The 26419-nt window shown below is 37.9% G+C and carries 21 protein-coding genes; 20 read left to right on the top strand and 1 reads right to left on the bottom strand.

Features of this window, described 5'->3' with window-relative positions; translation table 11 throughout:
• The first annotated feature begins 42 nt into the window (after nt 1–42).
• The 11 genes from xseA (at nt 43) to BMZ04_RS04055 (ending at nt 12755) form a co-directional block, all read left to right on the top strand.
• Nucleotides 43–1395: an exodeoxyribonuclease VII large subunit gene (gene xseA / locus BMZ04_RS04105; protein ID WP_093265759.1), complete on the top strand. Its 1353-nt coding sequence runs from the start codon at nt 43–45 to the stop codon at nt 1393–1395.
• Nucleotides 1396–1400: 5 nt separating this feature from the next.
• Nucleotides 1401–1622 carry an exodeoxyribonuclease VII small subunit gene (xseB, locus tag BMZ04_RS04100; RefSeq protein WP_093265756.1) on the top strand — a complete coding sequence of 74 codons (222 nt, stop codon included), beginning with the start codon at nt 1401–1403 and terminating at the stop codon, nt 1620–1622.
• Nucleotides 1615–2499 carry a polyprenyl synthetase family protein gene (locus BMZ04_RS04095; protein WP_093265754.1) on the top strand — a complete coding sequence of 295 codons (885 nt, stop codon included), beginning with the start codon at nt 1615–1617 and terminating at the stop codon, nt 2497–2499. Before xseB ends, BMZ04_RS04095 begins: the two co-directional genes overlap by 8 nt.
• Nucleotides 2500–2588: 89 nt before the next feature.
• Nucleotides 2589–4484 carry a 1-deoxy-D-xylulose-5-phosphate synthase gene (dxs, locus tag BMZ04_RS04090; RefSeq protein ID WP_093267121.1) on the top strand — a complete coding sequence of 632 codons (1896 nt, stop codon included), beginning with the start codon at nt 2589–2591 and terminating at the stop codon, nt 4482–4484.
• Nucleotides 4481–5299 carry a TlyA family RNA methyltransferase gene (locus BMZ04_RS04085; RefSeq protein ID WP_093265752.1) on the top strand — a complete coding sequence of 273 codons (819 nt, stop codon included), beginning with the start codon at nt 4481–4483 and terminating at the stop codon, nt 5297–5299. Before dxs ends, BMZ04_RS04085 begins: the two co-directional genes overlap by 4 nt.
• Nucleotides 5300–5399: 100 nt before the next feature.
• Entirely contained in the window at nt 5400–5849 is a 450-nt protein-coding gene (gene ahrC, locus BMZ04_RS04080) for a transcriptional regulator AhrC/ArgR (RefSeq protein WP_093265748.1), read from the top strand.
• 248 nt (nt 5850–6097) lie between these two features.
• Nucleotides 6098–7810 (top strand): DNA repair protein RecN, encoded by a 1713-nt coding sequence (recN, locus tag BMZ04_RS04075; protein WP_093265745.1) that lies wholly within the window; start codon nt 6098–6100, stop codon nt 7808–7810.
• A gap of 239 nt (nt 7811–8049) precedes the next feature.
• Nucleotides 8050–9006 carry a SpoIVB peptidase S55 domain-containing protein gene (locus tag BMZ04_RS04070; RefSeq protein ID WP_093265742.1) on the top strand — a complete coding sequence of 319 codons (957 nt, stop codon included), beginning with the start codon at nt 8050–8052 and terminating at the stop codon, nt 9004–9006.
• Nucleotides 9007–9231: 225 nt separating this feature from the next.
• A complete protein-coding gene (gene spo0A, locus BMZ04_RS04065; protein ID WP_093267118.1) occupies nt 9232–10023 on the top strand; it encodes a sporulation transcription factor Spo0A in 792 nt (263 codons plus the stop codon).
• Between the two features lie 442 nt (nt 10024–10465).
• Complete coding sequence (locus BMZ04_RS04060; protein WP_093265739.1) at nt 10466–12037, top strand: DUF342 domain-containing protein; 1572 nt, start codon at nt 10466–10468, stop codon at nt 12035–12037.
• On the top strand, nt 12030–12755 hold the full coding sequence (locus BMZ04_RS04055; protein ID WP_093265736.1) for a glycerophosphodiester phosphodiesterase: 726 nt from the start codon (nt 12030–12032) through the stop codon (nt 12753–12755). Before BMZ04_RS04060 ends, BMZ04_RS04055 begins: the two co-directional genes overlap by 8 nt.
• Nucleotides 12756–12759: 4 nt before the next feature.
• On the opposite strand, the gene BMZ04_RS04050 is transcribed toward BMZ04_RS04055, so the two are convergent.
• The gene (locus BMZ04_RS04050; protein ID WP_093265733.1) at nt 12760–13005 is read right to left on the bottom strand and encodes a DUF2627 domain-containing protein; all 246 of its coding nucleotides are present in this window, start codon (nt 13003–13005) and stop codon (nt 12760–12762) included.
• Between the two features lie 129 nt (nt 13006–13134).
• On the opposite strand from BMZ04_RS04050, the gene BMZ04_RS04045 reads away from it, so the two are divergent.
• The 9 genes from BMZ04_RS04045 to BMZ04_RS04005 all read left to right on the top strand — a co-directional run bounded on the left by BMZ04_RS04045 (nt 13135) and on the right by BMZ04_RS04005 (nt 26142).
• Nucleotides 13135–15159, top strand: a complete 2025-nt coding sequence (locus BMZ04_RS04045) for a sigma 54-interacting transcriptional regulator (protein ID WP_093265730.1) — start codon at nt 13135–13137, stop codon at nt 15157–15159.
• A gap of 78 nt (nt 15160–15237) precedes the next feature.
• Nucleotides 15238–16332, top strand: coding sequence for a branched-chain amino acid dehydrogenase (gene bcd, locus BMZ04_RS04040; RefSeq protein WP_093265727.1), 1095 nt, complete (start codon nt 15238–15240; stop codon nt 16330–16332).
• 521 nt (nt 16333–16853) lie between these two features.
• The gene (gene lpdA / locus BMZ04_RS04035) at nt 16854–18284 is read left to right on the top strand and encodes a dihydrolipoyl dehydrogenase (protein WP_093265725.1); all 1431 of its coding nucleotides are present in this window, start codon (nt 16854–16856) and stop codon (nt 18282–18284) included.
• A 15-nt stretch (nt 18285–18299) separates the two neighbouring features.
• Nucleotides 18300–19310 (top strand): thiamine pyrophosphate-dependent dehydrogenase E1 component subunit alpha, encoded by a 1011-nt coding sequence (locus BMZ04_RS04030; protein ID WP_093265722.1) that lies wholly within the window; start codon nt 18300–18302, stop codon nt 19308–19310.
• The gene (locus tag BMZ04_RS04025) at nt 19310–20293 is read left to right on the top strand and encodes an alpha-ketoacid dehydrogenase subunit beta (RefSeq protein WP_093265719.1); all 984 of its coding nucleotides are present in this window, start codon (nt 19310–19312) and stop codon (nt 20291–20293) included. The genes BMZ04_RS04030 and BMZ04_RS04025 overlap by 1 nt, the downstream gene beginning before the upstream one ends.
• A 217-nt stretch (nt 20294–20510) precedes the next feature.
• On the top strand, nt 20511–21812 hold the full coding sequence (locus tag BMZ04_RS04020; RefSeq protein WP_093265716.1) for a dihydrolipoamide acetyltransferase family protein: 1302 nt from the start codon (nt 20511–20513) through the stop codon (nt 21810–21812).
• A 230-nt stretch (nt 21813–22042) separates the two neighbouring features.
• On the top strand, nt 22043–23344 hold the full coding sequence (locus BMZ04_RS04015) for a helix-turn-helix domain-containing protein (RefSeq protein ID WP_255367794.1): 1302 nt from the start codon (nt 22043–22045) through the stop codon (nt 23342–23344).
• Nucleotides 23345–23511: 167 nt separating this feature from the next.
• Nucleotides 23512–24690 (top strand): M20 family metallopeptidase, encoded by a 1179-nt coding sequence (locus BMZ04_RS04010; RefSeq protein WP_093265713.1) that lies wholly within the window; start codon nt 23512–23514, stop codon nt 24688–24690.
• 42 nt (nt 24691–24732) lie between these two features.
• Entirely contained in the window at nt 24733–26142 is a 1410-nt protein-coding gene (locus BMZ04_RS04005) for a YfcC family protein (RefSeq protein ID WP_255367793.1), read from the top strand.
• Nucleotides 26143–26419 lie beyond the last annotated feature (277 nt).

Below are 26419 nucleotides of genomic sequence, written 5' to 3'. Positions count from 1 at the left end.
ACAGCTTTTACATTGTTGAAAGTCTGAGGAGTTGTTTCGTTCGTGACATCACATACATACTTAACTGTAAAAGCATTAACTAAATACATAAAAAGAAAATTCGATGCGGATACCCATTTGCGTGATGTGTACGTAAAAGGAGAGCTTTCCAATGTGAAAGTCCACTCAAGCGGACATATTTATTTTACATTGAAAGACGATGCTGCAAGAGTCACTTCCGTCATGTTTGCGATGAATGCAAGAACGCTCAAATTCACTCCTGAAAGCGGTATGAACGTACTTATTCGCGGTGATATAAACGTCTTTGAAGCAGCAGGGCAATATCAGCTCTATGCATCTAGTATGCAACCAGACGGCATTGGAGAACTTTTCCTCGCTTTTGAACAATTAAAAAAGAAATTGGAAAAAGAAGGATTATTTCATCCCGATCGTAAAAAGCCGATTCCCACTTTTCCTAAAAAAATTGGAGTAGTTACGTCGAAAACCGGAGCAGCTATTCGAGACATTCTAACCACTTTAGAACGTAGATACCCGATTAGCGAAGTAGTAGTGTTTCCGAGTATTGTTCAAGGACCACAAGCAGCACCATCGATTGTAAAATCTATTGAACAAGCAAATAGCCTACTTTCAATCGATGTACTCATTGTGGGACGAGGCGGAGGATCTATTGAGGATTTATGGGCATTCAATGAGGAAGTTGTAGCGAGGGCAATTGCTAATAGTGAGATTCCAGTTATTAGTGCTGTTGGCCATGAAACGGATACAACTATTGCTGACTTTGTTTCCGATTTACGGGCACCAACCCCAACAGCAGCTGCAGAAATGGCAGTACCAAGCAAAGAAAATCTAATGAAAAATATTTTATCTTATCAATCTGCCTGCTTACACTTCGTAACCAAAAAATTAGCAGATGAGAAAAATAGATATAAGCGTGCGATTGAATCTCCTGTGCTTGCAACTCCTGAAAAGTTATATCGTCCTTTTATTGAGAGATATGTACGTGCAGAGCAACAACTACAGAGAGAAACTAGTCGTTTATATAAAGATAAGAATCGTTATTTTACGCAAATGCAAAATAGATTTATCCAACTTTCACCTCAGAAAGTAATAGATCAACATCAAAAATCAGTACAATCAATTACAAACCAACTTAATCAAGTGACGTTATCAATATTTGAAAAAAATCGAGGGCAATTTATCGCCTCTATTCGTACGTTAGAAGCGTTAAATCCATTAAAAATAATGGATCGTGGATATAGTATTACGTATAAAAACGAGAAATTAGTAAAAACAGTGGCTGATGTGCAGCAAGGTGATTCGATCATTGTTACTTTATCAGACGGCCGTCTCGAAGCGATTGTTCAAGAAGTAGATAAAAATGAGAGAGGGGACTAATTTTTATGACTAAAAAAGAAATTCCATTTGATGAAGCAATGCTACAATTGGAAAATATTGTTCGTCAACTAGAACAAGGGGATGTTCCATTAGAAAATGCTATAGAATTGTATCAAAAAGGCATGGAACTATCCAAACTTTGTAGTGATAAACTACAAAGTGCAGAAAAGCAACTTGTCTCTTTCATGGGAGAAACGACAGAAGAAGCTGGTACCGCAAATGAGTGAAGCACTACAAACATTCATCCAAACCAATCAGCCAATTATTGAACAAAAGCTATCTACATTAATAAAAGAGATTAATGCCCCTGAAACATTAAAAGAAGCAATGGAATATTCACTTCAAGCGGGTGGAAAAAGAATTAGACCGCTTTATACACTTGCAGTATTAGAAGAACTGAACATAAATAGTGAAGATGCTGCTACCGTTGCTAGTACGATAGAAATGATTCATACGTATTCCCTTATTCATGACGATCTTCCAGCAATGGATGATGACGATCTTCGAAGAGGAAAACCAACGAATCATGTGGTTTTTGGAGAAGCACTCGCTATTTTAGCAGGGGATGGGCTTCTAACACTTGCGTTTGGTATACTAGCGCGACTTCCTGATTTAACCGCAATTCAGAAAATAGAATTGATCGATCGTCTAAGCTATGCGGCAGGAGCGGAAGGCATGGTTGGTGGACAAGTACTAGATATATTAGGTGAGGGCAAATCGTTAACACTTGATGAACTAGAAAAAGTTCATATAAATAAAACCGGGGCCCTTCTATCCTTTAGCATATTAGCCGGTGGAATTATTGCAAATGCTTCGGAAGAAATTATGAAAGCATTACAAACTTATGCTTTCCATATTGGCTTAGCATTTCAAATTCAAGATGATATTTTAGATATCGAAGGCACTTCAGAGCAACTCGGGAAAACTGCGGGGAAAGATGTATTAAGTGAAAAAAATACGTATCCTTCTATTTTAACGCTTGATGGCGCAAAAGAGCAGTTGCAAAAACAATATGAGTCAGCAGTTGTTGCATTAGAAGAAGTAAATATGCACAAAGGCATTCTTGTTGAATTTGCGAATTATATTACCAAAAGATCGAACTGACAGCGTAAAGCTTTGTTTTAATGGGATTTATTGATATTATATTAAATAGCTGTAAAGAAGGAAATCTTAAAAGAAGGTGTGTGATGGCAATGGATTTAACTTCAATTTCTAGCCCATCCTTTTTAAAAAGTTTAGATAATGAACAATTAAAGGAATTAAGTGAAGATATTCGATCGTTTTTAATAGAGAAATTATCTGTAACGGGTGGTCATATTGGACCAAATCTAGGTGTTGTAGAATTGACAATTGCACTTCATAAATCGTTCAATAGTCCAGAAGATAAGTTTCTTTGGGATGTTGGACATCAAGCATATGTGCATAAAATTTTAACAGGGCGAGCAGATCAGTTTGATACGCTACGTCAATTTAAAGGGCTTTGTGGCTTTCCGAAAAGAATTGAAAGTGAGCATGATGTGTGGGAGGCGGGGCATAGCTCCACATCTCTTTCTGCTGCTATGGGAATGGCAAAAGCGCGCGATTTACAAAACAAAAAGAATTTCGTTGTACCGATTATTGGTGACGGGGCACTAACAGGTGGAATGGCATTAGAGGCGCTCAATCATATTGGGCACGAGAAAACAGATATGGTTGTTATTTTAAATGATAACGAAATGTCAATTGCTCCCAATGTAGGCGCTTTGCATAATGTACTTGGAAAGCTACGTACACACGGCACGTACAATAAAGCAAAAGACGATTTAGAATATTTACTGAAAAAAATCCCAGCTGTTGGTGGAAAACTTGCAGGAACTGCAGAGCGAGTAAAAGATAGTTTAAAATACTTACTTGTATCTGGTGTATTCTTTGAAGAAATGGGTTTCACTTATTTAGGTCCAATTGATGGACATAATTTTGAAGCATTAGAAGAAAACTTAAAAAATGCGAAGAAAATGAAAGGGCCAGTCCTCCTACATGTTATTACGAAAAAAGGTAAAGGGTATAAACCTGCCGAACAAGATAAAATCGGTACTTGGCACGGAACTGGTCCATATAAAACGGAAACAGGTGCTTTTGTTAAATCAGTAACTAATGCACCTTCTTGGAGCGGTCTGATCGCGGAAACTGCTAGGAAACTTGCACGTACAGATAAACGCATAGTTGCCATTACTCCTGCAATGCCTGTTGGATCTAAATTGGAAGGATTTGCTTCCGAGTTTCCAAATCGCATGTTTGATGTAGGAATTGCGGAACAACATGCGACTACTATGGCGGCAGGAATGGCTGCGGATGGAATGAAACCATTTTTAGTTATTTACTCGACGTTTCTACAAAGAGCATATGATCAGGTGCTTCATGATATTTGTCGTCAAAACTTGAATGTAGTGATTGGTATTGACCGTTCTGGGTTAGTAGGAGCAGATGGGGAAACTCACCAAGGAGTTTACGACATTTCCTTTTTACGTCATATGCCTAATATGGTCATCATGATGCCAAAAGATGAAAACGAAGGACAACATATGGTGAAAACGGCATTTGAATATGAAGATGGTCCGATTGCTCTCCGTTATCCAAGAGGAAATGGATTAGGTGTGCCAATGGACGATCAATTGAAATTAATACCTATTGGTTCATGGGAAGTATTAAAAGAAGGCACACAAGCTGTCATCTTAACGTTTGGTACAACGATTACAATGGCAATGAAAGCAGCAGAACAACTGGCAGAAGCGAATATTTCGGTCGAAGTCGTGAATGCCCGTTTTATCAAACCACTGGATGAACAAATGTTAGTGAGTTTACATGAACGTAATATACCAATTATTACAGTGGAAGAAAGTGCACTTCAAGGTGGATTTGGAAGTGCAGTTCTAGAATTTTTCAACGAGCAAAATCTACAACCAAATGTAAAAAGAATTGGAATACCTGACGTATTTATCGAACATGGTGATGTTAACCAATTATTAGAGGAAATTCATATTACGACGGAAGATATCGTAAAGCTAGTGAGCACCTCAGTAAATGAAGGTTCAAGGCATATTACATCATGACAAAAATACCGAAAGAGCGTGTAGATATACTATTAGTGGAACAAGGTTTATTTGAAACGAGAGAAAAAGCAAAGCGTGCTATTATGGCGGGGCTAATATATAACAAAGAAGAACGTGTAGACAAACCAGGAGAAAAATTAGGAATCGATTCTGTTTTAACCGTAAAGGGTCAAGTATTGAAATATGTAAGCAGAGGTGGTCTAAAGCTTGAGAAGGCGTTAGAGCAATTCGATCTTACCGTTCAAGACAAGATTATGTTAGATATCGGTTCCTCTACTGGTGGATTCACAGATTGTGGGTTACAAAATGGTGTAAAGTATGCATATGCACTAGATGTGGGAAGCAACCAATTAGCATGGAAAATTCGGCAAGATCCTCGTGTAACTGTTATGGAGAAAACGAATTTCAGATATTCGACTCCTGCAGATTTTGGAGAAGGTCTACCTTCGTTTGCTTCGATCGATGTATCTTTCATTTCATTGAAATTAATTTTTCCAACGTTAAAAACAATTTTGGTTCCGAACGGCGATGTGATAGCTCTTGTTAAACCGCAGTTCGAAGCAGGGAAAGACCGCGTTGGAAAAAAAGGTATTGTAAGAGATCCAGCGGTACATGTAGATGTATTAAGTGATATTGCGGGCTTTGCGGAAACACAAAATTTCCAATTAAAGAATGTTTCTTTTTCACCGATAACTGGTGGGGAAGGTAATATCGAATTTCTTTTTCATTTAATAAGCGTAGATGAGGGGCAAGTTATCCCTCATGAAATAGATTTTACAAAGCTCGTCAATGTTGCACATAATTCTTTCAAATAATTCGCGACTCTACACGAGAGTCGCGTTTTTTCTTGTGACTTTTAAGTTGAAGTGCTAATGTATAAAGTAAATAGTATAAATATACAATGAGGTGACCTATTTGAATAAAGGGCAAAGGCATATACGGATTCGTGATATTATTGCCAATAATGAAATTGAGACACAAGACGATTTAGTCGACTTTTTAAAGAATACAGGATATAACGTGACACAAGCTACTGTCTCTAGAGATATAAAAGAACTACATTTAGTAAAAGTTCCACTACCAAATGGTAGATACAAATATAGTTTGCCTGCCGACCAACGATTCAATCCTACACAGAAATTACGTCGTGCATTAACGGATGCTTTTGTTAGTATCGATGGAGCAAGTCACTTTTTAGTCATGAAAACGTTACCTGGAAACGCACATGCAATTGGTTCGTTAATTGATTATTTAGATTGGACAGAAATACTTGGAACGATTTGCGGAGATGATACTTGCTTAATCTTATGTCGAGAAGTAGCGGATAGCGAAATCGTCAAAGGCAGACTCTTAGAGATGCTATAACTTCACTCAGCTAACAAAAAATGCTGATCATTTGAAATTTGGCTAAGCCTCGGGCGGATGTCACAGATATTGAAAGGAGTAGAAGCGGACAGTCTAAATTCCCGACGTCCTACTCTTGCGCAAAGCTCGTCACAAAAGAACTTTTGTCAAAACGACTGAATGACCTACATATTTGTAGGCCTTAATTGCAATTCAAAATCTGGACGCAATTACGCCGAGGCGAAATTGATAAAAAGAGGTGAGGTTTGTTGTTAAAGGAATTATCCATTAAAAACTTTGCGATTATTGATGAACTCACGGTTAGTTTTGAAGAGGGATTAACCGTATTGACTGGTGAAACAGGAGCAGGTAAATCTATAATTATAGATGCGGTACATTTATTATGCGGTGGAAGAGGTTCGCAAGAGTTTATTCGCCATGGAGAAAAAAGGGCAGAATTAGAAGGATTGTTTATCATTTCTAACCCAAAGCATGGTGTTTTCAAAAAAATGATGGATGTCGGGATCGACATAGACGAAGAGTCCATTATTTTAAGAAGGGATATAAATGATTCCGGTAAAAGTGTTTGTCGAGTAAATGGGAAACTTGTCACAATAGGTATGCTAAGAGAGATTGGCGCGTCGTTAATCGATATTCATGGCCAACATGAAAGCCAAGAATTGATGGACGACAAAGCGCATATCCATCTGCTGGACCAATTTGCTGGTGAAGATTTAAAACTTGTAAAAGAATCGTATAAAGAATTATTTGTCAAATATAAAAAATGGAAAAAAGAGCTTGCTACTCTAACAGAAAATGAACAACAAATCGCCCATAAAATAGATTTATATACTTTTCAAGTAGATGAAATTGAAGAGGCCGGTCTAGTTATTGGAGAGGAAGAACAGCTTTCAGAAGAGAAAAAGAAGCTGCAAAATTTCCATAAAGTTTTCGATAAAATGGGAAATGCTTACGAAGCTATTTTAGCCGAGTCAAGAGGATTAGATTATATCGGCACAGCAATGGCTGAATTACAAGATATAGCCGATGTCGATAAAAATATGCACGACTTAAGTGAAAACGTATCAACCGCATTTTATATGTTACAAGATGCTGCATACCAGCTAAAAAATGAATTAGATGAAATGGAATACGATAGCAACCAATTACAACTTGTAGAAGATCGGTTAGCCTTAATCCAAACATTGAAAAGGAAATATGGAGCTTCCATTGAAGAAGTTTTACAATATAAGGAACAAATCGAGTATAGTTTAGGACAACTCGTAAATAGAGATGAACAAATCCAAAAAATGGCCGATAAAATTAATCAAATTGAAAAGGACCTGGAATTAGAAGCGACCGATTTAACGCATAAGCGAAAAGTTGCTGCGAAACAACTAAGTAAAGCAATTATGGAACAATTGCAAGAGCTTTATATGGAAAAGGCTACCTTTTCAGTTATGTTTCATGAACCAACGAAAACGGCCTATAATGAAAATGGATTAGATGAATTGTCTTTTTATATTTCCACAAATGTAGGAGAACCACTAAAAGCATTAACCAAAATTGCTTCTGGTGGTGAGCTATCTCGTATGATGCTAGCATTGAAAAGTATTTTCTCCAAACATCAAGGTCTTACGTCGATCATATTTGATGAAGTGGACACAGGGGTAAGCGGAAGAGTAGCACAGGCAATCGCAGAAAAAATTGCAGGAATTGCTACAAATTCACAAGTATTGTGTATCTCCCATTTACCGCAAGTTGCGGCAATGGCAGACCAACATTTAATGATTAAAAAAGAAGTCAATGGCAATCGTACATTTACAGTACTAGAAGAAGTAATAGGTGATAAGCGAGCTGAAGAACTTAGTCGTATGATGTCTGGTGCAGAAATCACAAGTACGACGTTTCAACATTCAAAAGAGCTATTAAAATTAGCAAATGATCGGAAGAAAATATTACGAAATGTACGAAGACCTTAACGCATAGGTCTTCTTTTTTTATGAAAATAAACGGGGCCTTGCCTGAAGGAGATTCGCAGGATGCAAGTAATGCAGTCCTTGCGACAATTTTTTTTGCGAAGAGCTTTGCGCAGGAGCACGATGTTGCGAACTTAGAATGTATTCCTCTAACATAGGCGATTGCGCTTTTGTTATTATCAATTATTTACCTCACATAGAGTTCTTTCTACGGGACATAGTATTTGTATAGGAGGTGAAATATGAAAAAAACCTATCGTAAATGGTCGCTAATGCCAATGCTTTTCATTACTTTATTCTTTGCGAGCAACCCTACTTTTGCAGAGCAAACCTCGGTCGTCCCACTTGGTCAATCAATACAAATTGATCTTCAATACGGCGCTGTATTCCTCAGTCACGATGTTATGCTAACGGATGAAGAATGGTTGCGCGCTGGTGATTCCATTCACCAAATTAATGACCAAAAGATAACAAATGTAGAGGAAGTAAAAACGCACGTAAAAAACAAAGAACAAATTATTATTCAGTATGAGCACAATAAAAAAATGCATACAAAAGAAATTACTTCCGAACAAACACTAAAACTTCTTCCCTTTTTACGTGATGCAACAGAAGGAATTGGCACATTGACTTATTTTGACCCTGCTACAAAAGAATTTGGGGCACTTGGTCATCAAATTGTCGACCATGCGACAGGAGTAACTCCCAAGTTTTCTGAAGGATCTATTTATTTATCTTCGATTGAACAAATAAAGAAAAGTATCCCTGGTCAACCAGGATATAAAATTACCTCGCATGAGGCAAATACTTCGCCAATTGGCGGTGTCGAAGAAAACAATGTGTATGGCATATTTGGTAAGTTAGAGGATAACGCTTTAGTAAATATTCCATTGCAACAAGTAGAAATTGCAGACGTAGAAACAATAATGTCAGGTGAAGCAATTATGCGAACATCGATCGATGGTGAAAAAGTGCAGGACTTTACGATAAATATTTCTTCGGTCGATGGACATCTTTTTCAATTTACTGTTACGGATAAATCACTCATACAAAAAACAGGCGGAATTTTACAAGGTATGAGTGGAAGTCCGATCATCCAAAAAGATAAACTAATCGGTGTAGTAACACATATGTATGTGGACAAACCTAAAAATGGTGCGGCACTTGCAATTACCGAAATGATGAAAAAAAATCCATGAAATTGATTATGCAGGGTAGACCAAAAAATTTGGTCTACCCTTTTTCGGAAGATAAAGTTACAATGGACATATAGAGAAATCGACTAAATTGTCGAAATAATTATTTAATTATCAAAAAAGGTAGAAACTGTAATAGGAAAGACTTATTTTTAGCAAAAATAAAGGAAGTAGTCTAAAAATAGCGAATAGTACAAAAGTCAAAAAATACAAAGGTGGATGAGTATGATGGAAAAAATTAAAATTGCAATTGTAGATGACAATAAGGACTTACTACGGACAATGGGATCTTATTTTGATCAACATCCAGAAATAGAGGTAATAGGTACTGCAAGTAATGGAAAACTTTGCTTAGAGTTATTAGAAACAACAAAACCCGACGTCCTTTTACTAGATATTATTATGCCTCATCTAGATGGGATTGCTGTGTTAGATAGCTTACAAAAAAATAATCAATTGAACGGTATTCAAATTATTATGTTAACTGCCTTCGGTCAAGAAGACGTCATGAAGCAGGCAGTCGATTTAGGGGCATCCTATTTTATGTTAAAGCCGTTTGAATTTGATCGTCTTGTAACGCAAATAAAACAAGTTGCTGGCAAAAAAGAATTTATCCAAGACATTCCTGTCAAGTCAAATCCTGAAAAAGAAGCAGCACAAAGTAAACGAATGATCGATCATACGATTACAAACGTTATCAAAGAAATTGGCGTACCGGCACATATTAAAGGGTATTCTTATTTACGCGAAGCGATTCAAATGGTATATACGGACGTTGAATTGCTTGGCTCCATTACAAAAGTATTATATCCAGAAATCGCTAAAAAATTTCAAACGACTCCATCTCGTGTAGAGCGTGCAATCCGACATGCAATCGAAGTAGCATGGAATCGTGGAAACTACGAAACTATTTCTAAAATGTTTGGTTATACGGTGCATCATCTAAAGTCAAAACCTACCAATAGTGAGTTCATCGCGATGATCGCAGATAAAATTCGTATGGAGAATATGGCTAGCTGAGAGGGTTAGACCGTAGTTTATAGTTGTGTATAAGCCAACCAATTTCTAAAATTTTAACTAGATTCTAATTCAAATCCTATAAACTACTACCAACAAAGCCAACGAATAAGTCGATTCGCTGGTTTTTTTTTGCTTAGAAAATTATTAAATCTATTTGCATGTGTATTATTTCCTCTAAACAACATAACCATTTTATTTGGTATATTTTCAGGTGTATTTTATTGATTTAGCGACATAAAGTCGTAGAAAGAAGTGAAAGTTCTGCCTTTTGTCCTAAAATGAACAATGTTAGATGCAACCAAACGCCTGTATTTTACGATAAGCTTTCAGTATTTTGTAAGTAAGTTAGGTATTAATATGGAAATTCATCTAACCCTCTATTTTTTTCATACGCTAATTTCAATTAGACGTATAATAAAGTTGGAGAGGAAGTGGGAACTTGATGATTATAGAACAGAATGAAGAAATTACATTATCGGAAGAGAATGGACGTGTTTTCATAGCGATAACTAATGATGGATATAACTTAAAGAAATTTGATGAATTGACACGCAAGCATACACGTCTAAAGGTATCAAATTTTTTAGCTTTAAAAAAAGCGTTAGAACATAAATCCCATGATCCTATTGAGGTAGGTAGCTGGATAGAAAGCATGGAGTTAGAAATAAGTGAAGATAAAATGGAAGCACTCCTTACAATTTTTGAATCACAGACATATATCCAGGAAAACTTAGCTGAAATTCATTCAAACATTCAAAAAGTATTACAGGAACAGCGGATTATTTATGGACATAGACCAATCGATTTACTCTCAGTAAAGTCAGGAAAAACATACATAGTTGCAAAAGGATTGCCTCCTGAAAAAGGGGAAAATGCTAAAGTGACATATTTAGACCAAGCAGAAAAAAAGCCTGTCGTTAAAGAGGATGGTAACACTGACTTTTTTGACATGAATTTTATCGTCGAAATAAAAGAAGGGTCATGGTTAGGGGAAAAAATGCCACCTCAAAAAGGTGAGGATGGGATAAATATATTCGGGGAAAGCGTACCTGCTGAACTGGGCGACGATATACAGTTAAAATATGACACGAAAAGTGCATATGAAGTGGAGGAAGACGGAAAAACTGTGCTTCGTTCTAAAACCAATGGAATTATAGGGGTAGTGAATGGGGTGCTATCCGTTCAAAGACATCTCGTTATTGATGGTGATGTTGGGTTAGAAACAGGAAGTCTAACATTTGATGGATCGATTCGAGTCAAAGGGACGGTTATGGCAGGATATTCAGTCATTGCATCAGGGGATATTTCAATCGAAGGAAAAGAAGGAGTAAATGCCGCGGAATTGATAAAATCAACAGAAGGAGATGTCTATATTAAAGGAGGCATTTTCGGTCGTGGTGTAACAAAAGTCGAAGCCTACAAAAATATTTTTATTAAGCATGCGAATGAATGTACTTTAGAAGCAAAAGAGGATATACACATTGGGTTTTATACCCTTGGTTCTATTATTGCAGCCAACCAAATATTAGTTGATGAACATAAAGGGAAAATTATTGGTGGCAAAACGATAGCAGTCAATTCGATTACTGCTGCATATTCTGGTAATAGTTTGGAAAGAAAAACAGAATTGATTGTCCAAGGTATTGATCGAAAAATACTAAAGGAAAATGCAAAAGAGAAAGCGGAAGAAATGATAAAGTTACAAGAAAAAATTTCGAATTTGAACGTCCAAATAAGTCACTTCAATCAATTAAAAAATGCCATGACTGTTCAACAAATAGCAGTATTTGAACAAACAAAGCAAAAATATAACCATTTGCAAGTGGAAATAAAAGAAATAGATGCAGAAATTCAACGAATATTAAGAACGTTACGCCAACCAAAAGATTATCATATTCATATTACAAAAGAAGCGAATGCTGGGACGATTATTCAAATTGGCTATAAATCATCCGTATTATCTAGTCCGACAAAAGGAAAATTTAAAATAGAAAATGGGGAGTTAAATGTCTAATATACCCGTATATGCGCATCGTGGAGCCCCAAATAGGGCTGTCGAAAATTCTATGAAAGCTTTCAAACGTTCGATCTTACTAGGAGTCGATGGGATTGAAATAGATTTACAGCTATCCGCAGACGGTGTTGCTTTCGTTACGCATGATATTGATTTTTTTCGATTAGCTGGAAATAGTCGACGTATTACGGATATGAGAGCAGAAGAAATTTTGCAGCTTAAATTAGGAAGTCCGCTTTATCGAAAATTTTGGTACAGTCGCGTGATGACATTCGACCAATTTTTACAATTAGTAGCACCTACTGGTATAAAATTGAGTATTGAACTAAAGGAATCATTTTTAGGAAAAATAGAAAAAATTATTGAAGTCGTTGAAAAAACAAAAGGTATAGCAGATGTCCATTTTTCTTCGTTCGAATTTAGTATATTGCAAACGATTCATACGATGGGGTTGAATGCAAAAACAGCTTTCATCGGAAGAAAAAACTCCGATTGGGATTATGTTTTATCTATAAAAAAATGGGATGCAATCCATTTAAACAAAAAATTTTATGATTCGGAACTAATGCACAAAATTTGGAGCGCAGGATTTCCGATTCGTTTTTATAATGTAAAAGGAAATGAAAAATACATCGTTCATCCACATGAATCCGTTATTGGCTGGATCACTGACTTTCCAGAAAAAATCATACAGCGACAAAAAAGGAATCTGACTTAAAAAGTCAAGATTCCTTTTTCTTTTGAAATCGTGGAGCTACTTTTCCATTTTTTCGATCCCTGTTCAATAGAAATCCGGCAAAGAAGCCTAGGCCTAGAACAGTGAAAATAATTCCGCTAATAAATTGTACGGCCAAGCCTCCAATAGGAAGAATTTGTAATCCGAAAAACGTATCTCTCATTAATTTAATTCCAAACGCTGCTAAAATACCAGGAATTAATAACACGATTAAAGCCGCTAAACGACCCATTTTCTTCACTCCTGTTCCTACAATTTTAATTTTACATGCAAGAATATGATTGTCAATGAAAGAAACTTACGTTATGATAAATGAGAAGTGCAATAAGTTGCGAAAAAGAAAACGGGGGTGTGCATATTTTTGCAAAACATACTCATTGTAGGTGCAGGTAAAGGTGGATATGCACTTCTGAAGTTGATTGAACAAGCTGATTACTTACAAGTAACAGCAATCGTTGATATCAACGAAGAAGCTCCTGGAATGATTTACGCAAAAGAGCAGCAAATTCCAACGTATTCAGATTGGAAACCTCTTTTATCCGGAAATATTCAAATTATCATTGATGTAACAGGGCAAAAAGAAGTGTTTCAACACCTTCTTGCAGATAGTCCTGCTACAGCAGTTGTTATACCGGGTGAAATTGCAAACTTAATCGTTACTTTGTTAGAAGAAAAAAATGATTACATTCAAATTATTGACCGTAAAAAAATGATGCAAGAGCTGATTTTTAACTCTATCGAAGAAGGTATGATCGGGATTGATCACCGAGGTATCGTCAATTTTTTCAACAAAAGTGCTGAAAGAATGACAAAAATGCCAGTAGTACAAGCAATTGGTAAGCATGTGCATGAAGTAATAAGTTTAAGTGAATTACCGAGAATATTCGAGACTGGTAGTGTCGAATTGAACAAAGAACTCACTCTTGAAAGCGGTACCAAAATTGTTACGTCACGGTATCCGATGGTCAATGAAGAGGGAAAAAGAGTCGGCGCATTTGCAGTATTTAAGGATATTACAGAGGTGCTTAGACTTGCTGAAGAGATTACTAACTTAACTGAAATACAAAAAATGTTAGAGGCAATTATCCATTCGAGTGATGACGCTATTTCTGTAGTGGATGAAGAAGGTAGAGGAATCCTTATTAATCCTGCATATACTCGAATTACTGGTTTCAGCGAAGGAGAAGTGATCGGCCGGCCGGCAACTGCGGATATTTCAGAAGGGGAAAGTATCCATTTAAAAGTGTTGCAAACAAAAAAACCGATTCGTGGGGTGAATCTTCGAGTTGGAAAACAGAAAAAAGAAGTGATTGTAAATGTTGCTCCAATTCTTGTGAATAGCGTGTTAAAAGGGAGTGTCGGTGTCATTCATGACATGACTGAAATGCGCGGACTTATGAAAGAGTTGGATCGTGCAAAAACGCTTATACGTACATTGGAATTATCGTATTCACTAAAAGATATTTCGGGAACATCGAAACAGATAATTTTTGCGATTGATCAAGCAAGACTAGCGGCAAGTGTACCTGTTACCGTCCTCTTAAGGGGAGAGGTTGGTTCGGGGAAGGATTTATTTGCCCATGCAATTCATAGTGAAAGTGACAGAGCGCTTCATCCATTTATCCGTGTAAATTGTAGTGCTTTAGAAGAACAATTATTGGAAAAAGAATTATTTGGCTTTGAAGAGAACGGTTTAAGTCAAGCGGGACTATTCGAGAATGCTGTAAATGGTACTATTCTCTTGGACGAAGTTGGGGAACTTACGAAAAAGACGCAAGCAAAATTGCTCCGCGTTTTGAGGGAAAATGCCATTATTCGGGTTGGAGGAACTTCTTCTATTTCCGTAAATGTACGAATCATTGCATCTAGCAGTTTAAATTTAGAAAAAGCTATGCGTGAAGGCGAGTTTAGAGAAGATCTTTATTTCCAATTAAATCGAATGCCTATTCATATTCCTGCACTAAGGGAGCGAAAAGAAGACATTCCGCTTATTGCGGAACATTTACTTGTGAAGCTTAACCAAGAATTTGGCCGGAATATAGAAGGATTCACGGAGGACGCGATGAAAAGTTTACTTGACTATGATTGGCCAGGAAATGTCCGTGAACTCGAAAATATCATCAGTCGTTCTATGATTTTCTTGCAGCCGAATGATCGATTTGTCGAAGAACAGCATTTACCAAAATCGATGCTTGTTTTAGAAAATAATGGCGACAAGGATGAAGAGCTAATTGGTACGCTTGCAGAACAGATGGATGAGATGGAGAAGAAAGTGTTAGCTCGTGCGCTTAGAGCTTGTGGTGGCAATAAATCGCAAACTGCTAAAAAACTTCAGATTTCGCTACGTACTTTATATTACAAGCTAGAGAAATATCATTTAGTCTAAAATGGGTGTTACGTTCAAGCTACAAGGGGTATTTATTATATAGATTAACAATCATTTAACTACTGGGAGGAATTACACATGAAAATTTTCAAATATATGGAGACTTACGATTATGAGCAATTAGTTTTTTGCCAAGACAAAACATCTGGGTTGAAAGCGATTATTGCAATTCACGACACTACGCTTGGACCAGCACTTGGTGGAACTCGTATGTGGAATTATGCGTCCGAAGAAGAGGCAATTGAAGACGCTCTGCGCTTGGCAAAAGGCATGACATATAAAAATGCTGCTGCAGGTCTAAATCTTGGTGGTGGGAAAACAGTTATTATTGGTGATCCACTTAAAGACAAAAATGAAGAAATGTTCCGTGCTTTTGGTCGTTTCATCCAAGGGTTAAATGGTCGTTATATTACAGCGGAAGATGTAGGTACAACTGTAGCGGACATGGATATTATTCATGAAGAGACGAATTATGTTACAGGTATTTCTGAAGCATTTGGTTCATCGGGTAACCCATCGCCAGTAACTGCTTACGGTGTATATGTAGGAATGAAAGCGGCGGCAAAGGAAGCATTTGGTTCTGATTCACTAGAAGGTAAAACAGTGGCAGTACAAGGTGTAGGAAATGTTGCATACACATTATGCGATTATTTACACAAAGAAGGTGCAAAACTAATAGTAGCGGATATAAACCAAACGTCTGTTGATCGTGCTGTAAATGCATTTGGTGCTATTCAAGTTGGAGTAGATGAAATCTACGCACAAGATGCAGATATTTTCGCACCATGTGCACTAGGTGCAATTATTAATGATAATACAATTCCACAACTAAAAGCAAAAGTAATTGCAGGTTCTGCCAATAACCAATTAAAAGATACAAAACATGGCGATATCATCCATGAGATGGGCATTGTTTATGCACCGGACTATGTTATCAATTCAGGTGGCGTTATTAACGTAGCGGACGAGTTATATGGCTATAATCAAGATCGTGCAATGAAACGTGTTGCTGGAATATATGATACAATTGAAAAGATTTTCGCTATTTCTAAAAGAGATGAGATTCCAACATACGTTGCGGCAGACCGACTTGCGGAAGAACGCATTGAACGTGTAGGAAAATCTCGAAGCCAATTTTTACAAAACGGCAAACATATTATTACAAATCGATAATATCAATTACGCCTCGGAGTAATTGCGTCCAGATTTTGAATCGAGCTTGAGGCCTACAGGATGTAGGTAATACAGTTGTTGCGACAAATGTTCTTTTGCGAAGAGCTTTGCACAGGAGCATAGAACTTTTGCGACGAGCTTTGCACAGAAGCATAGATCTTTTGCGACGAGCTTTGCACAGGAGCATAGAACTTTTGCGACGAGCTTTGCGCAGGAGCATAGAACTTTTGCGACGAGCTTTGCGCAGGAGCAGGACATCGCGAACTTAGACTGCCTACTTTGACTCCTTTCAAAACCTGTGACATCCGCCGGAGGCTTTATCTTCATTCAGCGGGCATTTGAGCGCTAGTGGAACAGTAAACAAAACGTATTCATGAGGTGGGATTCTTCTGCTAAATGAAGAAAAAATAGACGAAATATATGCAAAATAATAGATAACCAAATGATGATGGGCCGACTTTGAAAAAAGCGGCCTTCTTCGTTCAAAATTGGTTCTGTTTAGTATTAAGGAGGCTAATTCGTTGGCAAAAGAATATGATGTAGTCATTATCGGTGGCGGTACAGGCGGGTACGTCGCTGCAATTCGGTCGGCTCAATTAGGGTTGAAAACAGCAATCGTCGAAAAAGGTAATCTTGGAGGTACATGCTTACATAAAGGATGTATTCCGAGTAAGGCATTGCTCCGTAGTGCAGAAGTGTATACAACTACGAAAAATCATGCAGCCGACTTTGGTGTAAACACAGCGGAAGTGACACTGGATTTTCAACGTGTACAAGCACGGAAAGAATCGATAGTGAGTCAATTACACCAAGGTGTACAGGGGCTAATGAAAAAAGGTAAAATAGATGTATATGAAGGTACAGGAAGAATGCTTGGGCCATCTATCTTTTCTCCTTCACCAGGTGGTACAATCTCTGTTGAAATGAATAATGGCGAAGAAAACGAAATGCTCATCCCGAAAAATGTAGTAATCGCTACAGGTTCAAGACCACGTACTTTACCGGGTCTAACAATTGACGGGACATTTGTCATGAGTTCAGATGAAGCTCTTGCAATGACCGAGCTGCCAAAATCAATCCTAATAGTCGGTGGTGGTGTCATTGGAATCGAATGGGCATCCATGTTAAATGACTTCGGAGTCGAAGTGACGGTGGTTGAGTATGCAGATCGTATTATACCTACGGAAGACAAAGATATTTCTAAAGAAATGCAAAAGTTACTAACAAAAAAAGGTATCACCTTTGTTACAAGTGCAGGAGTGCTTCCGGAAACATTGAAAATAGAAGGCGATCAAGTAACAATTTCAGCAGAACTAAATGGGGAAAATAAAACATTCACTGCTGATAAAATGCTCGTATCTGTTGGCCGTCAAGCGAATGTAGAAGGTATTGGCATTGAAAATACCGATATCGTTGTAGAAAAAGGATTTGTCCAAGTATCTGAAACATTCCAAACAAAAGAATCTCATATATATGCTATTGGCGATGTAATCGGTGGGCTTCAGTTAGCGCATGTAGCAAGTCATGAAGGAATTACTGCTATTGAGCATATCGCTGGTAACGACATCTCACCTATTGATTACGCATTAGTTTCTCGTTGTATCTATTCGAATCCCGAAAGCTCTAGCGTCGGGATTACAGAACAGCAAGCAAAAGAACAAGGATTCGATGTAAAGGTTGGTAAATTCTCATTTAAAGCAATCGGAAAAGCGCTTGTTTATGGCGAATCAGATGGTTTTGTAAAAATCGTTGCAGATAAAGCAACGGATGATATTTTAGGTGTTCATATGATTGGACCTCATGTAACGGATATGATTTCGGAAGCAGGTCTAGCTATGGTTCTGGATGCAACTCCTTGGGAAATCGCACATACGATTCATCCACACCCAACACTTAGTGAGGTAATGGGAGAAGCAGCACTTGCTGTAGATGGTAAAGCTATTCATATGTAAAAGGAGGAATTCTATATGACAACAAATCGTCACGCAGAATTAGGGTTAACAAATGAAGATGTGTTGAAAATGTTCGAAACGATGCTAATGGCACGCCGTATCGATGAACGTATGTGGTTATTAAACCGCGCAGGTAAAATTCCTTTTGTTATATCTTGTCAAGGACAAGAAGCAGCACAAGTAGGAGCAGCATTTGCTCTTGATAATACAAAAGACTATATTGCACCATATTACCGTGATATGGGGGTTGTTTTACACTTTGGTATGACGGCAAAAGATCTAATGTTATCCGCTTTTGCAAAAGCGGAAGATCCAAACTCTGGCGGACGCCAGATGCCAGGTCATTTTGGACAAAAGAAAAATAGAATTTTAACTGGCTCTTCACCGGTTACTACACAATTACCACATGCAGTGGGAGTTGCTTTAGCTGCAAAAATTGAAAAGAAAGATTTTATTACATTTGTAACACTCGGAGAAGGTTCTTCTAACCAAGGAGATTTCCACGAAGGACTTAACTTTGCAGGAGTTCATCAATTACCATGTATCACAATGGTTGAAAACAATAATTACGCAATTTCTGTACCATTTGAACGACAAGTAGCGAGTAAAACCGTTGCGGATCGTGCTTCTAGTTACGGAATGCCTGGTGTGAGGGTAGATGGAAAAGATCCAATTGCTGTTTATAAAGTAGTAAAAGAAGCTGCTGATCGTGCTCGTAATGGAGAAGGCCCAAGTTTAATCGAAGCTGTAACCTATCGTTTAACTGCTCACTCCTCTGATGATGATGATCGTCAGTACCGTACAGCGGAAGATATTGCAGAAGGTAAAGCATTAGATCCACTTATTACATTTGCAAAATATTTACGAGAAAATGATATTTTGACGACTGAACTAGAAAAAGAGATAAATGATCGCATTATGAAGGAAGTAAATGAGGCAACTGATTATGCAGAAAACGCACCGTATGCTGCTCCTGAAGATGCATTAAAGCACGTATATGCAGAAAAAGATGGGGGGAACGCATAATGGCAATCATGTCTTATATCGATGCAATAACACTTGCAATGAAAGAAGAAATGACTCGCGATGAGCGCGTGTTCGTTCTAGGTGAAGACGTAGGTCGAAAAGGCGGGGTCTTCAAAGCGACGAATGGCCTTTATGATGAATTCGGTGAATATCGAGTTTTAGACACACCCCTTGCGGAATCTGCCATTGCAGGAGTTGGAATTGGTGCTGCGATGTACGGGCTTCGTCCTATTGCGGAGATGCAGTTTGCGGATTTTATTATGCCTGCAGTGAACCAAATAATTTCAGAAGCGGCGCGTATTCGATACCGTTCGAATAATGACTGGACTTGTCCGATCGTTATTCGTGCCCCGTTCGGTGGTGGTATTCATGGTGCGCTTTATCATTCGCAATCAGTGGAAGCAATTTTTGCGAACCAACCGGGATTGAAAATTGTTATTCCTTCAACTCCTTATGATGCAAAAGGGTTACTAAAAGCGGCAATTCGCGATGAAGATCCTGTAATGTTCTTTGAGCATAAACGAGCTTATCGTCTTATTAAAGGGGAAGTTCCAGAAGAGGATTATACTATTGAAATAGGTAAAGCGGACGTAAAACGTGAAGGCGAAGACATTACTGTTATTACGTATGGTCTTGCTGTTCACTTTGCTTTACAGGCAGCAGAACGTTTAGAAAAAGATGGAATCTCCGCACACATTCTAGATTTACGTACGATATATCCTTTAGATAAAGACGCGATCATTGAAGCAGCATCTAAAACAGGTAAAGTACTTCTTGTTACAGAAGATAACAAAGAAGGCAGCATTATTAGCGAAGTAGCAGCAATCATTGCAGAAAACTGTTTATTTGATCTAGATGCACCTATTATGCGACTTGCTGGTCCCGATATTCCGGCTATGCCATATGCGCCTACTATGGAAAAATTCTTTATGATCAATCCAGATAAAGTTGAAAAAGCGATGCGCGAGCTAGCGGAATATTAACTCCATTCAGCAAAAAAAACACTTTGCCGAATAAAGTTAATAATGCCTCCGGCGGATGTCACAGATTTTGTAAGGAGTTAATCGTGCATACACGATTCAAAATCTGGACGCACTGTTTTCTGCGACGAGCTTTGCGCAGGAGCAATAACTTCTGCGCAGCTGAACGAAGAGAAGCGGAAGCAATACGCCAAGGCGAATTTGATAAGGAGGGACTTACATGGCTTTAGAACAAATCAAAATGCCTCAGCTTGGAGAAAGCGTTACAGAAGGTACAATCGAAAAATGGTTAGTAAAACCAGGCGATCACGTAAACAAGTATGATGCACTTGCTGAAGTAAACACAGACAAAGTTACGGCAGAAGTGCCTTCTTCCTTTACAGGAGTTATTAAAGAACTAGTTGCAAACGAAGGAGATACACTTGCGGTTGGAGAAGTAGTCTGTACTATTGAGACAGAAGGTGGGTCTTCAGTGGAAGTTGTAGAAGCTGCTCCAGAGCAACCAACAGCCGAAACTGTCAAACCAGCGGCGGAAGTACAAAAGAATGCTGTTCCTGTGAACCGGGAAAAAGGTGCAAAAGCTCGTTATTCACCAGCCGTATTAAAACTTTCACAAGAACATGGAATTGACCTTACTTTAGTTAATGGGACTGGCAATGAAGGAAGAATTACACGTAAAGATTTACTGAAAATTATTGAAAGCGGAGAGATTCCTGTTGCCGCACCAGTAGAATCAAAAGTGGAGCAATCACAAGCTACACCACAAGCACAAGTGACAGCTGCACCAAAAGCCGCTCCAGTAAATGTACCTGTTGCAGTCGGAGATATTGAAATTCCAATAACCGGCGTTCGTAAAGCTATCGCGGCAAATATGTTACGTAGTAAACACGAAGCGCCACATGCATGGACAATGATTGAAGTGGATGTAACGAGTATGGTTCAATACAGAGACACTATCAAGAATGACTTCAAACAAAAAGAAGGTTTTAATGTTACGTACTTTGCTTTCTTCGTAAAAGCTGTCTCCCAAGCACTAAAAGAATTCCCTATGATGAATTCGATGTGGGCTGGAGATAAAATCGTACAAAAAAAAGACATCAACATTTCAATCGCTGTAGCAACTGAAGATGCACTTTACGTTCCAGTTATAAAAAATGCGGATGAAAAAACAATTAAGGGTATTGCGCGTGAAGTCAATGAACTTGCTGCAAAAGTTCGCTCTGGTAAATTAAAATCAGACGAAATGCAAGGTGGAACATTCACTGTAAACAACACAGGATCTTTTGGTTCTGTTCAATCCATGGGAATCATCAACTACCCACAAGCAGCGATTTTACAAGTGGAATCAATTGTGAAACGTCCAGTTATTATGGACGGTGGAATGATTGCTGCACGCGACATGGTTAACTTATGTTTATCACTAGACCACCGTGTACTAGATGGGTTAGTTGCAGGTCGTTTCCTAGCTCGCGTGAAAGAGATTTTGGAGAATATAACAAAAGAGAATACGTCCGTATACTAATAAAAGTGACTCAAAATCGTTTTTTAAAACGGTTTTGAGTCTTTTTATTTTCTTAATTGGAAAATTAGTTAGCAAAAACATGTAAATCGGTTGGATCTGGACAATAATCAGACGGTTGAACAAAATCCAAGTGAATTTGAAATTAAAGATTAATGAGAGGAGCAAATAATTATGTTAAAATTATAGGAATATAAACTGAAAACTTTTAATAGAAAGGCAGATTAGTAAAATTGAAGAAGATCCGATTGGGCCTGTTTGGTGCGGAAGATTCTATCGAAATAATGGAATCAGTTGTTATGCAATATCCTGAATTCAGCTGTATTTCTATCTCTTATTGGCGTGATGAAGAGATAATAGAGAAATTGACAATGCATATGAACGACGTAGATATGTGGCTTTTTTCTGGACAGATTCCATATGGTTTTGCAAAGAAGTGGGGGGGCATTACGCAACCAATGTTTTACGTACCTTCTTCCGGCTCCAGCTTGTTTAAAACGTTGTTGCAAATTGCCTATAATCAGAAAATACCATTCGACCAGATAAGCTTTGATATGTTCCATCCTGCTGAACTAGAACGAGTATTTAAAGAATCCAAGATAGCTGTTAAACCTACATATATAAAATATTATGAAGGAGAAGTTCCTACAGATGAAATAGTACACTACCACTATGAACTTTGGAAAACTGGTAAGACTGCAGCTGCAGTCACTTGTCTAAAAAATGCTCAACATGAGCTTAATAAACTTGGTGTTCCCGCATTTCGAGTTCTTCCTACTCAATCTGCCATCGTTTCAACTTTAGCCCTCATTCTCCAAACACATGAGACTATGCATTTTAAGGACACACAAATTGCGGTACAGATGATTGAATTTGATTCCTTTTCTAGTTTAACGAAAGATACCTTTAGCACTGATGAAATTTATAAAATCGAAATTAAAATGACGGAAAAGCTACTAGAATATGCGAAAAAAATAAATGGTTCGCTTAAATCAGCTGGGCCAGGCCGGTTTGTCATATTTACTACTCATGGACTTCTTAGAGAAACTACGAAAGATTTTACCGTTGTCCCGGATTTCGCAATTCTTCAGTTGACTGGTCATGATGCAGTCACATGTGGTATTGGAATTGGACAAACTGTCTATGAGGCCGAGATCAATGCTGGTACCGCCTTATTGCATGCAAAAGAATTCCACAAAGGGTCATCGATGGTTGTATTGGACGACAAAACAATTGTCGGACCTCTTGGACAGCCTGAACAGATAAAATATGGATATGCCACGAAACATCTTCAAACATTAAGTGAACAAACCTCACTAAGTATAGCAACTTTAAGTAAATTGGAATCGATATTAAAGAAAATCGGGAAATTAGAAATAAATGCTTATGATTTGGCACAACATATGCATATTATGCCGAGAAGTGCTCGGAGAATTTTGACTGAGTTGGAGTCAAAAGGATTGGCGCAAGTGGTAGGAGAAGAAAACCCTCATCCTAGGGGGAGACCAAGAAAAATTTATCAAATTATGTTATGACAAGATCATTAAATGGTCTTGTTTTTTATTTTTATATATTTTAGAAAATTAACACTTGATTAAAATGTCTCAATTAATATATAATTTTGGTCATAGCCGAAAATGAACCCAAAATAAAATCTATGTTTTGCAATAAGCTAATACATAGATTGTGAGGAGAAAATATGATGAAAAATACTGCAATTACACAGTTAATAGAGGAGATTAAGGAAGAAGTGATCGCTTGGAGGAGGTATCTTCATGCCTATCCGGAATTGTCCTTCCAAGAAGAAAAGACAGCTAAGTTCATTTATGAAACGCTTCAGTCTTTCGATAATTTAGAAGTTTCACGTCCTACGAAAACAAGTGTGGTGGCGCGCTTGATAGGGGATCAGCCGGGTAAAGTGCTAGCAATTCGTGCGGATATTGATGCCTTGCCTATTCAAGAAGAAACTTCCCTTTCATTTTCCTCTCAAAATCCAGGTGTTATGCATGCTTGTGGTCATGATGGTCATACGGCAATTTTACTTGGCACAGCGAAAATTCTTTCTGCTTTCCAAGGTCAATTGAAAGGCGAGGTCCGTTTTTTATTTCAGCATGCGGAAGAGTTAGCTCCCGGTGGTGCGGAAGAAATGGTGCAGGCTGGGGTTATGGATGGAGTAGATATGGTTATTGGAGCTCATCTTTGGTCTCCGCTAGAAACAGGGAAAATTGGAGTTGCAGCTGGTCCTGTAATGGCATCACCTGATACATTTAACATTACTATTACCGGCCAGGGAGGACATGCAGGGCTTCCGCATCAAACGGTAGATGCCATTGCTGTTGGAGCACAAGTTGTAAGTAACCTGCAGCATATTGTTTCTCGAAATGTGGACCCGTTAGATACGCTAGTCCTTTCTATCACTAAATTTGCAGGTGGAACTGCTATGAATATTATTACAGGATCCGTTGAAATTGCGGGGACTGTTCGTCTTTTTAGTACCGAACTTCGACCTGTTGTCACGGAATTGATGGAACGAGTTGTAAAAGGTATAACGGAAGCTCATGGTGCTACTTATCATTTTGAGTATATGGAAGGTCCTGCACCAGTCGTGAACGATCATGAAGTAACACAAATAATCGAAGAAACAGTGCGTGAACTATGGGGAGAAGAAGCGTTAGTTTTGGTGAAGCCTAATATGGGGGCGGAAGATTTCTCTGCTTTTTTGCAGAAGGCACCAGGTACCTATTTTTTCACAGGTTCGGGTAATAAAGAAAAGGGAACTGACTACCCGCATCACCATCCCCGTTTCGATATAGATGAAAATGCTTTTTCAAAAGGGATTAATATGTTTGTTCATGCAACCTTTAAGCTTTTAGGTTCATAATGTCTAAAAAAAATAGTTTGCTTTTTACAGAAGGGGGAGCCTATGAAAGCTGAAACAAAAAATAAAAAACGATTTTCTTTAAAAATGCCAGATACGTATGTCTTACTATTTGGTATTCTATTAATCGCTGCACTAGCTACTTATCTAGTTCCGGCCGGACAGTTTGAAAGAATTGAAAAAGATGGGTTAACGATGGTCGTGCCTGGTACTTATCAGAGTGTGGATAGTAGTGGGGTCGGAGTGATGGATATTCTCCTATCCTTACAAAAAGGAATGGTGGAATCCGGTAGTATAATATTCCTCGTGCTATTTATCGGTGGATTAATGGAAGTCATTGAATCGACGGGGTCTATTAAAGCAGCAGTGATGAAGGCGATAGATAAAACAAGAGGAAATGAATTTATTTTAATAGCTGTTATTACGATTCTTTTCGCTTTAGGAGGAGCAGTAGGTGCTGTCGCTAACTCGGTCATCGCTTTTGTTTCAATTGGACTTATTATTTCCAAAGCATTACGACTTGATCCGATTATTGCAGTTGCGATTACATTTGGAGCTACTTTCGCAGGGTTTAATGTTGGGTTTATCAACCCATATTCGGTAGGAATAGCGCATAAAATCGCTGAATTGCCACTATTTTCTGGGCTGCTCTTCCGTGTTATTGTTTTTGTAGTAATTGTTTCAATTACGATTTGGTATACATGGCGCTATGCTAAAAAAGTATTGAAGGATCCTAAAAATAGCATCCTTTCTAATTCATTTTTAGAGGAAGATGACCATGATGAAAGTGAACTAGATAGTGAATTTACGAATAAACATAAGGGGATACTAATCTTTGTAGGTCTTGCTTTTGCTTTTATGGTTTTTGGAACGTTACAGTTCAAATGGACACTTGACCACATGTCTGCGTACTTCTTGGGCGTTGCAATTTTAGTTGGTGTAATCGGAAAAATTCACTACAATCAATTTATTGTTCATTTTATGAAGGGTGCTGAAAAATTACTTTATGGAGCACTCATTGTAGGAGCGGCACGTGCCATATTAGTCGTATTGGAGCAGGGGCAAGTATTAGATACAATTGTGTATGCTTTATCGAATTTATTTACCGGTCTATCGCCAATAATGGCTACTATGGCTATGTTTGCTGCAAATACAATTATTAGTATTGTCGTACCATCTGGGAGTGGACAAGCTGTACTAATTATGCCAATCATGACTCCTCTAGCGGATATGCTAGGAGTTACAAGACAGGTTGCTGTTCAAACTTATTTGTTCGGAGACGGGTTCACGAATAGTATCATTCCGACGTCAGGAACATTAATGGCAAGTCTTGCGATAGCTGGAATCCCGTATACAAAGTGGTTCAAATGGATGTTCCCGCTATTCCTAATTTGGATGGTTATCGCTGTAATTACGCTAATTATTGGAGTTTCCATTAATTGGGGACCATTTTAGTATAATTAATTAATACTTTAAAAAAATGTTTGATTGAACTAGCATAGATGTTATGATTTGTTAAGGTAAAAAGAATCCTCTTCTATGAATACTTTTTCAGCAGGTATTCTTCAAGATGGATTTTTTTATTTTTACTAAATCTATCTCCATTTCATCCTTGATATTTGAAGGTTTTTAGACAGCGTGGGAGGTAGATGTGTAATAATAACGAAATAGGAGTTTTCAAATTACATAAAATTGTGGTGCAAAAAAAATAACTAGTGTACTTTCAAGGAGG

The sequence above is a fragment of the Psychrobacillus sp. OK032 genome (assembly GCF_900111345.1).
Taxonomy (GTDB): domain Bacteria; phylum Bacillota; class Bacilli; order Bacillales_A; family Planococcaceae; genus Psychrobacillus.
Note: the sequence above shows the minus strand (reverse complement) of the source record. Positions and strands in the feature narration are given on the sequence as shown.

Bases quoted from the DNA above. Each gene is read 5' to 3' on its own strand.
- BMZ04_RS04010 (WP_093265713.1), top strand. From the start codon at position 23,512: ATGAAAAATACTGCAATTACACAGTTAATAGAGGAGATTAAGGAAGAA.
- BMZ04_RS04070 (WP_093265742.1), top strand. From the start codon at position 8,050: ATGAAAAAAACCTATCGTAAATGGTCGCTAATGCCAATGCTTTTCATT.
- BMZ04_RS04085 (WP_093265752.1), top strand. From the start codon at position 4,481: ATGACAAAAATACCGAAAGAGCGTGTAGATATACTATTAGTGGAACAA.
- bcd (WP_093265727.1), top strand. From the start codon at position 15,238: ATGAAAATTTTCAAATATATGGAGACTTACGATTATGAGCAATTAGTT.
- BMZ04_RS04020 (WP_093265716.1), top strand. From the start codon at position 20,511: ATGGCTTTAGAACAAATCAAAATGCCTCAGCTTGGAGAAAGCGTTACA.
- spo0A (WP_093267118.1), top strand. From the start codon at position 9,232: ATGGAAAAAATTAAAATTGCAATTGTAGATGACAATAAGGACTTACTA.
- xseB (WP_093265756.1), top strand. From the start codon at position 1,401: ATGACTAAAAAAGAAATTCCATTTGATGAAGCAATGCTACAATTGGAA.
- BMZ04_RS04005 (WP_255367793.1), top strand. From the start codon at position 24,733: ATGAAAGCTGAAACAAAAAATAAAAAACGATTTTCTTTAAAAATGCCA.
- BMZ04_RS04055 (WP_093265736.1), top strand. From the start codon at position 12,030: ATGTCTAATATACCCGTATATGCGCATCGTGGAGCCCCAAATAGGGCT.
- BMZ04_RS04050 (WP_093265733.1), bottom strand. From the start codon at position 13,005: ATGGGTCGTTTAGCGGCTTTAATCGTGTTATTAATTCCTGGTATTTTA.
- BMZ04_RS04025 (WP_093265719.1), top strand. From the start codon at position 19,310: ATGGCAATCATGTCTTATATCGATGCAATAACACTTGCAATGAAAGAA.
- BMZ04_RS04095 (WP_093265754.1), top strand. From the start codon at position 1,615: ATGAGTGAAGCACTACAAACATTCATCCAAACCAATCAGCCAATTATT.
- BMZ04_RS04030 (WP_093265722.1), top strand. From the start codon at position 18,300: ATGACAACAAATCGTCACGCAGAATTAGGGTTAACAAATGAAGATGTG.
- BMZ04_RS04060 (WP_093265739.1), top strand. From the start codon at position 10,466: ATGATTATAGAACAGAATGAAGAAATTACATTATCGGAAGAGAATGGA.
- dxs (WP_093267121.1), top strand. From the start codon at position 2,589: ATGGATTTAACTTCAATTTCTAGCCCATCCTTTTTAAAAAGTTTAGAT.